11 protein-coding genes and 1 pseudogene are annotated in these 10213 nt (G+C 69.0%); 7 read left to right on the plus strand and 5 right to left on the minus strand.

The features are described 5' to 3' along the window. Window positions 1-334: 334 nt before the first annotated feature. Window positions 335-868 (plus strand): hypothetical protein, encoded by a 534-nt coding sequence (locus VNS22_RS10590; RefSeq protein ID WP_325732176.1) that lies wholly within the window; start codon window positions 335-337, stop codon window positions 866-868. A 64-nt stretch (window positions 869-932) separates the two neighbouring features. On the opposite strand, the gene VNS22_RS10595 is transcribed toward VNS22_RS10590, so the two are convergent. Both VNS22_RS10595 and VNS22_RS10600 read right to left on the minus strand, forming a co-directional pair. Continuing rightward, window positions 933-1718: a transporter substrate-binding domain-containing protein gene (locus VNS22_RS10595; RefSeq protein ID WP_325732178.1), complete on the minus strand. Its 786-nt coding sequence runs from the start codon at window positions 1716-1718 to the stop codon at window positions 933-935. Window positions 1719-1774: 56 nt separating this feature from the next. Then, entirely contained in the window at window positions 1775-2554 is a 780-nt protein-coding gene (locus VNS22_RS10600; protein ID WP_325732180.1) for an ABC transporter ATP-binding protein, read from the minus strand. Between the two features lie 228 nt (window positions 2555-2782). Here VNS22_RS10600 and VNS22_RS10605 point away from each other — a divergent pair, with 228 nt between their 5' ends. Genes VNS22_RS10605 through VNS22_RS10615 form a run of 3 tightly spaced genes read left to right on the plus strand, consistent with a single transcriptional unit; the run spans window position 2783 to window position 4358 of the window. Beyond that, window positions 2783-3256 (plus strand): Hsp20 family protein, encoded by a 474-nt coding sequence (locus VNS22_RS10605; RefSeq protein WP_325732182.1) that lies wholly within the window; start codon window positions 2783-2785, stop codon window positions 3254-3256. Between the two features lie 39 nt (window positions 3257-3295). After that, entirely contained in the window at window positions 3296-3823 is a 528-nt protein-coding gene (locus VNS22_RS10610; RefSeq protein WP_325732184.1) for an Hsp20/alpha crystallin family protein, read from the plus strand. 55 nt (window positions 3824-3878) lie between these two features. Then, entirely contained in the window at window positions 3879-4358 is a 480-nt protein-coding gene (locus tag VNS22_RS10615; protein ID WP_325732186.1) for a hypothetical protein, read from the plus strand. Here VNS22_RS10615 and VNS22_RS10620 read toward each other — a convergent pair. Further along, window positions 4355-6043 carry an adenylate/guanylate cyclase domain-containing protein gene (locus VNS22_RS10620; protein WP_325732188.1) on the minus strand — a complete coding sequence of 563 codons (1689 nt, stop codon included), beginning with the start codon at window positions 6041-6043 and terminating at the stop codon, window positions 4355-4357. The genes VNS22_RS10615 and VNS22_RS10620 overlap by 4 nt on opposite strands. Window positions 6044-6119: 76 nt before the next feature. Here VNS22_RS10620 and hutI point away from each other — a divergent pair, with 76 nt between their 5' ends. Continuing rightward, window positions 6120-7355 (plus strand): imidazolonepropionase, encoded by a 1236-nt coding sequence (gene hutI / locus VNS22_RS10625; RefSeq protein ID WP_325732190.1) that lies wholly within the window; start codon window positions 6120-6122, stop codon window positions 7353-7355. On the opposite strand, the gene VNS22_RS10630 is transcribed toward hutI, so the two are convergent. Together VNS22_RS10630 and VNS22_RS10635 are read right to left on the minus strand one after the other, a co-directional pair. After that, on the minus strand, window positions 7326-7916 hold the full coding sequence (locus VNS22_RS10630) for a glutathione peroxidase (RefSeq protein WP_325732192.1): 591 nt from the start codon (window positions 7914-7916) through the stop codon (window positions 7326-7328). The two genes, hutI and VNS22_RS10630, sit on opposite strands and share 30 nt — an antisense overlap. 20 nt (window positions 7917-7936) lie before the next feature. Beyond that, on the minus strand, window positions 7937-8107 hold the full coding sequence (locus tag VNS22_RS10635; protein ID WP_325732193.1) for a hypothetical protein: 171 nt from the start codon (window positions 8105-8107) through the stop codon (window positions 7937-7939). Between the two features lie 62 nt (window positions 8108-8169). Here VNS22_RS10635 and VNS22_RS10640 point away from each other — a divergent pair, with 62 nt between their 5' ends. Together VNS22_RS10640 and VNS22_RS10645 are read left to right on the plus strand one after the other, a co-directional pair. After that, window positions 8170-9273: a glycosyltransferase gene (locus VNS22_RS10640; protein ID WP_325732194.1), complete on the plus strand. Its 1104-nt coding sequence runs from the start codon at window positions 8170-8172 to the stop codon at window positions 9271-9273. Between the two features lie 124 nt (window positions 9274-9397). Continuing rightward, window positions 9398-10213, plus strand: a pseudogene (locus VNS22_RS10645) (hypothetical protein); the annotation flags it as partial.

A 10213-nucleotide genomic window follows, 5' to 3' on the forward strand; every position in this document is an offset into this window, starting at 1 on the left:
CGACCAGGCCGCGCTGCGCACGCTCTTCAACATGGCCGAGCGCGAGGCCAGCGTGCTCACCTATGCCGATGCCTTCCTGCTGATGTCGGCGGTGTTTTTCCTCGCACTCCTGCTGATGCCGCTGGTGCACAAGCCGAAGGCCGCAGGGCCGTCGCCCGACGCACACTGACGGAACTTCAACAAGTAGTGCTGCGCATCACAGACAAGACCAAGTATCGTATCTAATGAATTCGACGCCGGATCCGTTCCGGCCAATCGACATTCAGGGGATACCAAGATGAGCACTCGAACGAGCTCATGTCGAACCCGCACGTCCGCACGACTGGCGACAGCGGTGCTGGCAGCAGGGCTGGCACTGCCCGCCGCCGCCCAGGCTGATCCGTGCGCGCCACTCGTGAACGACCTGGTCGCCTGGGTGAACGCCTACCCCGGCAACACGGTCGCGTTCAAATGGGCGATGAACTACCAGGCCAACGGCCGATGGACGGTGAACTACGGCACCGGCTCGCTCGGCAAAGGCAAGATCATCTACCTGCCCAGCAGCGGCGGCGGCCGGCCGCCATTCACGACCAGTCTCAACATACGCTTCCCGGCCCTATCGGGCGAGGCAACCCGCACCTTCAGCGACCGTACCTTCTGCCGCAACCAGCCGGGGCCCAACCAGTTCTGCACGCTGGACCAGAACTTCGATGTCAGACAGGCGGAGAAGGTGGCGCTCGACATCTTCTCCGACGGCGGCGTCATGGTTGCCCGCCAGTACGGTCCAACCGCGGCGGTCTGCCATGGCACCAAGTTCCTGACCATCAACTACTGGGACGGCTTCGACAGCTTCACCTTCCAGAAGCAGTCCCTGCCGATCATCAAGTAGCAGGGGCCGGGCCGTACTGCAGGCGGCCCGGTTCTGCTGGGGCCAGGTTCTGCTGGGGCCAGGTTCAGTTCCCGTACGGGTCGAACGAGAAATACTTGCCGGCGATCTTCATGTAGGTGCCGTCCTCGCGCATCGCGACGATCGCCTCGTCGATCCGCGCCTTCAGCGCCGGGTCGTCCTGCGGCAGGATCACCCCGATCCCCTCGCCGAACCAGCGCCGGTCGTTATAGGCCGGGCCGGTGAACTCCAGCTTCTTGCCGTACTTGCCCTTGATCGCGGTCTGGTCGAGCGCCCAGGCATCGGCCAGGATGACGTCGACCTGCCCCTTCACGAGCGCGTCCACCATCTGCGGCAGCGTCTTGAACCGCGCGATCTTGGCAGATGCGGTGAATTCGGAGGTCACGAACTGGTCGTGGGTGGTGTTCGCCTGCACACCGATCGTCTTGCCGCGCAGCGCCTTCCAGACCCCTTCCACCGAATCGCCCTTGCGGCGCACGAACATGGCAGGCGTATGGTAGTAGCGCTGGCTGAACGCGATGCCGCGCCGGCGCCGCCCATCGGTGATCGAGGTGGAGGCGACCACGATGTCGGCGCGCTGCGACTTCACTGCGTCCAGGATCTGGTCCCAGGTGAACTGCACCTTGGTGCACTTGGCCGCGAGCCGCTTGCAGATCTCGTCGGCCATCTCGATGTCGAAGCCGGACAGCCGGCCCTTCTTGTCGACCATGCTGTAGGGCGGGTAGCTCCCGTCGACCGCGACCCGCAGGATGGCCTGGGGCTGCGCGAAGGCGGTGGCCGAGAAGGCCAGGCCGAGAGCCACGACGAACGCAGCGATGGTTGGTCGGCGCATGAGCGAAACCCGCTAACTGGTTGAGTATGCAGCGATGCCCCGATCGGGCATCCGGGTCAACCCTTCAGCTTGCCCGACAGGAACTGCCTGACCCGCTCAGACCTTGGCGCGCCGAAGAATTGGTCGGGCGGCCCCTGATCTTCGATGCGTCCCTGATGCAGAAAGATCACATGATCGGCCACCTCGCGGGCGAAGCCCATCTCGTGGGTGACCACGATCATGGTGCGCCCTTCCACCGCCAGGTCGCGCATCACCCGCAGCACCTCGCCGACCAGCTCCGGATCCAGCGCCGAGGTCGGCTCGTCGAACAGGAGCACATCCGGCTCCATGGCGAGCGCCCGGGCGATCGCGGCGCGCTGCTGCTGCCCGCCGGACAGGTGCGCCGGGTAGGCATCGCGCTTGTCCCAGATCCCGACCTTGTTGAGCAGCGCCTCGGCCCGGGCCAGCGCTTCGGCCCGGCCGAGCTTCAGCACATGGACCGGCGCCTCGATCACGTTGTCCAGGATGGTCATGTGCGACCACAGGTTGAACTGCTGGAACACCATGCCCAGGCGGGTGCGCAGCCGCTCGATCTGCCGACGGTCACCTGCCTTGAGCTTGCCCGCGCGGTCCGGGACGAGGCGCATCTCCTCGCCGGCCACCACGATCCGCCCCTGGTCCGGCATCTCCAGGAGGTTCAGGCAGCGCAGGAAGGTGCTCTTGCCCGATCCCGAGGAACCCAGCATCGCGATCACGTCGCCCTTGTCGGCGGTCACCGAGACGCCTTTGAGGACTTCGAGGGAGCCGAAGGTCTTGTGGATGTCGTCGGCGACCAGGGCGTGTGCGGGTCCGCTCATCGACGGGATGTCGCCTTTCTCGATGCTGCCAGCAGCTTTGGTGGGCGGGGATGCCGGCGTCAAGCCGTTCGCCCGGAATCGGTCGTCATGCGCCTCGGCAACCTCTTGAAAACGATGGGAGAATGCCCAGATGGCCGGGTGCCGGACGCCCATGCGGGGCCGGCAGACCCAAGGGCGCCAGTACTTGGGCGCCTCTCGTACCCATGTTGCTCAGTGGAGGATATGGCTATGAGAACAGCACTCGACTTCACGCCACTCTTCCGGTCGACCATCGGCTTCGACCGGGTCTTCGATCTGCTCGACAGCGCCAGCCGTCTGCAGGCGATCGACAACTGGCCGCCGTATGACATCGTCAAGACCGGCGAGGATGCCTACCGCATCAGCATGGCGGTTGCCGGGTTCTCGAGGGACGAACTCGACCTGACCCTGGAGCCGAACCTCCTGGTCGTCAGCGGCACGAAGTCCGGTCCGGATGACGGGCAGTACCTGCATCGCGGCATCGCCGGCCGCGCCTTCCAGCGTCGCTTCGAACTGGCCGACCATGTCGAGGTGAAGTCGGCGACCCTGGAGAACGGCCTGCTCACGATCGAGCTCGTCCGCGAGCTGCCCGAGGCGATGAAGCCGCGGCGGATCGAGATCGGGAGCGAGGCACTGCCGAAGCCCGAGTCCAAGCAGATCGAGAACCAGCGTCAGGCAGCCTGACGCCCGACCTGCTTCCTGCTGCAAAGAAGGAGAAGAGCCATGAACATGCGCGATCTCATCCCCTGGGGCCGCACCATGAACCAGGCCCCGACCCTCTACCGCGACCAGGAGCAGAACCCCTTCTCCACGCTGCACCGGGAGATGAACCGGCTGTTCGACGAGGCCTTCCGTGGCTTCGAGCTGCCGCGTTCGCTCGGCCGGATGACAGGCTGGGCCACAGCCTGGCCGAGCGTGGAGGTCTCGGAAACCGACGGTGACATCCGGGTGGTGGCCGAGATGCCCGGCCTCGAGGAGAAGGACATCGAGGTCCTGCTCGACGGCGACATGCTGACCCTGCGCGGCGAGAAGCGCTCGGAGACCGAGGACAAGGAGCGCCAGTTCAGCGAGCGCTACTATGGCCGGTTCGAGCGCCGGATCCCGCTGGGCTACGAGGTCGAGGAGGACAAGGTGAGCGCCAGCTTCAAGAACGGCCTGCTCACCATCACCCTGCCGAAGACTGCCCAGGCCCAGGCGAGGACCAAGCGGATCGCCATCAACGCGGCATCCGAGGCCGAGACCAGGCACTGATGGCCAGCGGGCGCGGCGGCCGCCGCGCCCGCACCTTCTTCGGGAGGAGCCAGCCATGGAGATCGAAGTCACCGACCATCTGTTCAGACCCGATGACCAGCGCCGGCCTTTCCCGCCGGGCACGATCGCGCGGATCTTCCAGCCGCTTCCGCCTCGTCCGGTACCGATTCATTCCGGCCGGCAGCGCTGGCACCTGATGCTCGAGCGTCCATCTTCCGACCTGCCGGGCGAGGCGGACAGCAATCCCGTTCCCGAACCCCTGGCCCAGGTCGAGCTGACCTTTCCCACGCTCGCCTCGGCGATCGCCTATGCGGAGCGCCAGGGCCTGCCATACCTGGTCGAGGATCATCCCCCGGCTGCCAACGCCCGGACGATCCGCGTCGCCACCGACACGCTGCCGCAGTTCTTCCGGGATGCCCTTGCCACCTATCTCCTGCTCGCCTGGTGGGATGCGCAGTACGGGCGGTGCGCCATGCCGGATCTTCCTGGCCTGGAGGAAGTCGGGGCAGCCCCGGCGCAGCCGGCCTTCGCCTAGGCGCTGGCCAGGTTCGTCTGGCGCAGCTCGGCCAGCCGCGGCACCGCCACCACCGGCAGGGGCCGGCGACGACCGCGCAGCTCGAGCGGGACCGGGGTGCTCGGCGGCTCCAGGCCGGCCAGGCGGAACATTTCCGCCGAGATCACCGCCTCGGCCGCCAGCTCCTTGCAGGCGGTCTCCAGCCGGCTCGCGACGTTGACCACGTCGCCGATCGCGGTGAGGCCGGCCGCATGGCCCCAGCCGAGCTGGCCCACGATGGCGCTGCCGGCATGGATGCCCACTCCCATCCGGAGCGTCGCCTGCCCCAGCTCGCCGCGCATCTCGTAGGAGAGCTGGCTCAGGCCCACGGCCATCGCCTGCGCCGCCTTCAGCGCGTTGCGCGCCCCTTCCTCCGGCCCGTGGTCCAGCCCGAACAGGGCCATGACCCCGTCGCCGATGAACTTGTCGACCCGGCCGCCGGCCTGCTCGATCGCCTGGCCGGACAAAGCGAACCAGCGGTTCAGTAGGAATACCACGTCATAGGGCAGCCGGTGCTCGGCCAGCATGGTGAAGCCGCGCAGGTCGGCGAACAGCACGACCAGCTCGCGCTCCACGCCGTGCCTGGGGAACATCGGCCGGCTGACCTCCTCCGTAGCGTGACCGGCCGCGACCAGCGGCGTCACCTGCAGCGCATGGGTCGGCCGGAGCTGGCAGGCGAGGCGCACGTCGGGCTTGGCCTGGATCCGGCGCAGCACCCGCTCCTCCTGGGCCGAAGGCGGCGGCAGGTGGTCGCTGCCCCGGCCGACCCGGACCCGGCAGGTCGAGCAGCGCCCGCGCCCGCCGCATACCGAGGCATGGGGCAGCCGCGCCTGTTCGGCCGCCTCCAGCACGGAGGTGCCGCGCGGGACCCGCACCAGCAGGTTGCCCGGGAACTCGATCGCGACCGGCCCGGTACGCGCCACGATCGCCTGACGCGCCAGCCGTGCCAGGAACAGGAGCGCGATCGTGCCGTAGAACAGGAGGAGCAGCCGGCTCTCCAGGACATAGATCCAGGCACGTTCCGCCGGCTCCCGCCAGTTTTCGGCCGCCGCCAGGGCCGCGATCCCGGCGGGATCGGCCGCTGCCCACGCCGCCAGCTCGCGTGCACCGTTCAGCATGCCGAAGAAGGCCAGCGTGGGCAGCAGTACGGCGAGCGTGAGCAGGACCGGCGTGGCACTCCGAAACCAGGGCTCCAGCTTCAGGCGGTGGTACATCCCCATGCAGCCATGGCCCCAGACCACCAGCATCAGTTCGGTCTGCCGCTGCATCCCGCCCGGCCAGATCAGGTTGAGCAGGTAGGCGTAGCTGTCATCGAGCCCCTGGACCTTGTGCAGCACGCCGGTGCCAAGCACGTGGATGGTCAGGTAGTAGGGGATGAGCAGGCCCAGGCCCACCTGCAGCCAGTCCATGGGCGGCAGGCGGAACGTGCGCCGCTGGAGCAGCCGGACGATCGCGACGGCCGGGTGGAGCAGCAATGCTGCCAGCAGGACGAGTTCGACCGGCGAGCGCCAGAACGCGACGAACACCGTGCGGCCGGTCTCCATCGCATCGAGCGAGACCAGCCCCAGCGCATGGTTGAGCAGATGGGTGGCGACAAACAGGAACAGGAATGCGCCCGACCACAGGCGCAGGGTAGCAAGCCCGATCCGCCGCCTTCGTCCCCCCATGATCGCGCCCGGTTTGGCCAGCCTCGGAACTTCCTGCTAGGGAGCATTCCTGAAGAGCAGCGGCCGGAGCCGGCAGATGGAACGCTTCGACCGGATATGGGTGAACGTACAGCTCGCGACCATGGTACCGGGCGCACCGGACCGTGGCGAGATCCGCGACGGCGCCCTGGCGGTACGGGATGGCAGGATCGCCTGGCTGGGGCCGCGCGACCAGTTGCCGGGGACGGCGCCCGAGACCCATGACGGCGCCGGCGGCTGGATCCTGCCGGGGCTGATCGACTGCCACACCCATCTGGTGTTCGCCGGCGAGCGCTGCGGCGAGTTCGAGGAGCGGCTGGAAGGCGTCCCCTATGCCGAGATCGCCCGGCGGGGCGGGGGGATCCGGCGCACGGTGGACGGCACGCGTGCCGCCTCGGAGGAGGAACTGCGCCGCCTGGCCAGCGCCCGCCTCCGGCGTCTTGCCGATGAAGGCGTGACCACGGTCGAGATCAAGTCGGGCTACGGGCTCGATATCGAGACCGAGCTCCGGATGCTGCGGGTGGCGCGCTCGCTCGGACGGGACGGCGGCATCTCGGTGGTGACCAGCTTCCTGGGCGCCCATGCCTTCCCGGCCGACATGGATCGCGCCGCCTATGTCGAGCTGGTCTGCGGGCCGATGCTGGACCGGGTAGCGGAGGAGGGTCTGGCCGACGCGGTGGACGCGTTCTGCGAGACGATCGCCTTCTCCCCCGAAGAGACCGAGCGAGTGTTCCAGGCGGCAGGGGCCAAGGGCCTGCCGGTCAAGCTCCATGCCGACCAGATCTCCGACAGCGGCGGTGCGGCACTGGCGGCGCGCTACGGTGCGCTCTCCTGCGATCATGTCGAGTACACGAGCGAGGCGGGTGTGCAGGCCATGGCCACGGCCGGCACGGTCGCGGTCCTGCTGCCGGGCGCCTTCTACCTGCTGCGCGAGCGGCAGCGCCCGCCGGTCGAGCTGTTCCGCCGCCACGGCGTGCCCATGGCGGTCGCGACCGATGCCAATCCCGGCAGCTCGCCCCTGCTCTCGCCACTGCTCGCCATGAACCTGGCCTGCGTCCTGTTCGGGCTCACACCCTACGAGGCCCTGCTCGGCATGACCGCCCATGCCGCGCGGGCGCTGGGCATGGCCGCCGATCGCGGCACGCTGCAGGTCGGCAAGCGCGCCGACTTCTGCCTGTGGCGGATCAACCGGCCGGCCGAGCTGTGCTACTGGATGGGCTTCGGTAGCGGGCTGCTGGCCGAGCGGGTCCTGACCGGCGAAGTCTCAGCTCCCGCCCGACTTGGCCTCGCCTGAGCCTTCGAGTGCCGCCTGGATGGCCGCCTGGACCTCCGGGGCACCGGGCTCGGTGCGGCTGGGCCAGGCCGCGACCGGCTGGCCGTCCCGGCCGATCAGGATCTTGTGGAAGTTCCACTTGGGCTCCGCCGAGGGGCCCAGCCGTGCCAGCAGCCAGCGATAGAGCGGGTGTGCCTCGGGCCCGCGCACATGCTCCTTCTCGGTCATCGGGAAATCGACCGCGAAGTTCACCTCGCAGAACTGCTTGATCTGCCCGCTCTCGCCATATTCCTGGTCGCCGAAGTCGCCGGACGGCACGCCCAGCACGACCAGGCCGGCATCGCGGTTGGTCGTCCACGTCTCCTGCAGTCCCTCGAACTGGTAGGCGAACCCGCACATCGAGGCGGTGTTGACCAGCAGCACCGGCTGGCCGGCGAAACGCCGCATCGGCAGGTCGCCGCCCTCCAGCGCCTTAAAGTCGAAGTCCCAGGCGCTCTCTTCCGCGGCACGGGCGGTGCCGGCCACCAGCGGCCACGCCAGCAGCGCCAGCGCCAGACAAACGCGAAGAAGAAGCCGGTCCATCGTGTGATCCTCCCATGGCCCTAGCCCATGAAGAACGCGGCCAGCGCCAGCACGATCCCCAGCCCGATCAGGCCCAGCGCCACCTTGCTGGTCAACTCCCGGGTGCGCGGACTCATCCGGAACACGGTGGGCGACAGCCAGACCAGCAGGGCCAGGGACGCGATCAGCGGAAAGACCTGTTCCAGCGCCATCCCGTGCTCCGGCTCTTGACCTCAGCTTCACCATGCCCCTCCCAGGGGGCGGGGGACAAGTGATGCGGGTCTTGCAGATCGTGGCGGATGGCCGGCCGGGCGGCGGCACCAGCGTGGTGCTGGACCTGTGCCTCCGCCTGCATGCCCGCCACGACATCGAGAGCATCGTCGCGAGCGCGCCGGACAGCCATGCGCTCGCTACCGCCTCGGCCGCGGGCCTGACGGCCCGTCCGCTCGACCTGTGGCGCTCCCGGCTGGACCGGAGCGCGCCGGTACGGCTGCGCCGGCTGATCGACGAGGTTCGCCCCGATCTGGTCCATGCCCATGGCGGACGCGCGGGCCTGGCGGTCGCCCGGACGCCGCGGTCCGTGCCCTTCGTCTACACGGTGCATGGCTACCATTTCGCGACCAAGCCCTGGCCGCAGAGGCTGGCCGGCGCGCTGGCGGAACGGGTGATCGGCAGGCGCGCCACGGCGATCGTCTGGGTGTGCGCGGCGGACCGCAACCTGGCGCGGCGATGGCGGCTGGACCCGGGCCGGCCGGAGGACGGCGTCATCCATAACGGCCTGGACCTGGCGGCCCTGCCCGGAGCCGGGCCCACCGAGCCCGGATTGATCGCGTTCCTGGGCCGGCTGGTTCCGCAGAAGAACCCGCTGCTCGCGGTGGACATCCTGGCCCATCCGGCACTGCAGGGCGCGCGGCTGGTCATGATCGGCGGCGGACCGCTGGAGGATGCCGTCCATGCGCGCGCCCGGGCCAGGGGCGTGGCGGAGCGGGTGCGGATCACCGGCGCCCTGCCACGCGAGCAGGCCCTGGCGGAGCTCCGCCGGGCAGCGGCCCTGGTGCTGCCGTCGCTCTGGGAGGGCCTGCCCCTGGCACTGGCAGAAGCCATGGCGATGGGCGTGCCGGTCGTGGCCTCGGCGGTGCGTGGAGTGCCCGAACTGGTGGAGCAAGGCGTGTCCGGCCTCCTGCGCACGGACCCGCACGACGTCCCGGGCTTTGCCGAAGACCTGGGCAGGCTCCTGGCCGATCCGCCGTTCGCGGCAGCCATGGCGCAGCAGGCCCGGCTCGCCGTGGCGCGGGTCGCGCGCCTGGACGGGATGGTGGATGCGCATGCCCAGCTTTATCGACACGTATGCAACCGCGCCACGGCTTCAGTGTTCTAGCTGCCATGGCAATGCAGAATGCTGGCGCCGAAGGCGTGCGCGCTCTAACAGAGCCTTCATCGATGCTTGCTACCGGTGTCAAAGGTCGTCGCCGCGGCCCGGTACCGGCGGGTGAATGAACGGTATGGCGTCTACGCTCGAACGGTTCGAAGTCGCGGCACGTGCTCGCCGGTCTGCCCGGGAAGCATGGTTCTTCCCGCTTCTCGACGCCAGCCTGTTCGCCCTCGCCTTCTGGTGCACCCGCTGGGCGGTCGCCTATTACTCGGTCGAGGAAGCCCTGCCGCCGGTCCTGCTCGGCCACATGTCGGCCGACGAGCGACCCTGGATCTATGCGGCGCTCACCCTGGTCGCCGTCGGCACCTTCTGGAAGCTCGGCCATTACGCCAGGCGACGGCCGTTCTGGCTGGAGGTGGGCGACGTCCTCTCGGTGCTGGGCGTGATGGCGCTGATCGACGCTGCCAGCCTGTTCCTGTCGCGCACCGAGATGTCGCGCCACTGGTTCCTGGCGAACTGGGGCTTTTTGGTGATCGCCATCCCGCTGACCCGGATGGCCGCCAAGCACGCGCTGATGGCGCTGGGTGCCTGGCGCCGGCCGACCGTGATCGTCGGCATCGGCCCGAACGCGGTGGATGCCGCAGCCGCACTCCAGTCCGAGCCGATGCTGGGCTTCGAGCCGATCGCCTTCCTGGTGCCGCCCGGATCAGACGCGCCGCGCTATCTCAAGGTCGAGGAGGAAGAGCTCCCGGTCCTCAACACCCTGCCCTGGCCGAGCCTGCTGCCGCCGGAGCTGGGCACCCCGCACGTGGTGATCGCCCTGGAGCTGGGCGAGGCCGACCGGCACACCAGCCTGGTCGAGCAGATCGCATTGGCGTCCCGCTCGGTGGACATCGTATCCCCGATCCGCGGCCTGCCGGTGGCGACCGCCAGCGTCACCCATTTC

Origin of the sequence: Geminicoccus sp. (assembly GCF_035556675.1) — a bacterium.
Lineage (GTDB): Bacteria > Pseudomonadota > Alphaproteobacteria > Geminicoccales > Geminicoccaceae > Geminicoccus.

Coding starts and splice junctions, on each gene's coding strand:
- VNS22_RS10610 (WP_325732184.1), top strand. CDS start 3,296: ATGAACATGCGCGATCTCATCCCCTGGGGCCGCACCATGAACCAGGCC.
- VNS22_RS10630 (WP_325732192.1), bottom strand. CDS start 7,916: ATGGACCGGCTTCTTCTTCGCGTTTGTCTGGCGCTGGCGCTGCTGGCG.
- hutI (WP_325732190.1), top strand. CDS start 6,120: ATGGAACGCTTCGACCGGATATGGGTGAACGTACAGCTCGCGACCATG.
- VNS22_RS10615 (WP_325732186.1), top strand. CDS start 3,879: ATGGAGATCGAAGTCACCGACCATCTGTTCAGACCCGATGACCAGCGC.
- VNS22_RS10595 (WP_325732178.1), bottom strand. CDS start 1,718: ATGCGCCGACCAACCATCGCTGCGTTCGTCGTGGCTCTCGGCCTGGCC.
- VNS22_RS10635 (WP_325732193.1), bottom strand. CDS start 8,107: ATGGCGCTGGAACAGGTCTTTCCGCTGATCGCGTCCCTGGCCCTGCTG.
- VNS22_RS10600 (WP_325732180.1), bottom strand. CDS start 2,554: ATGAGCGGACCCGCACACGCCCTGGTCGCCGACGACATCCACAAGACC.
- VNS22_RS10640 (WP_325732194.1), top strand. CDS start 8,170: ATGCGGGTCTTGCAGATCGTGGCGGATGGCCGGCCGGGCGGCGGCACC.
- VNS22_RS10620 (WP_325732188.1), bottom strand. CDS start 6,043: ATGGGGGGACGAAGGCGGCGGATCGGGCTTGCTACCCTGCGCCTGTGG.
- VNS22_RS10605 (WP_325732182.1), top strand. CDS start 2,783: ATGAGAACAGCACTCGACTTCACGCCACTCTTCCGGTCGACCATCGGC.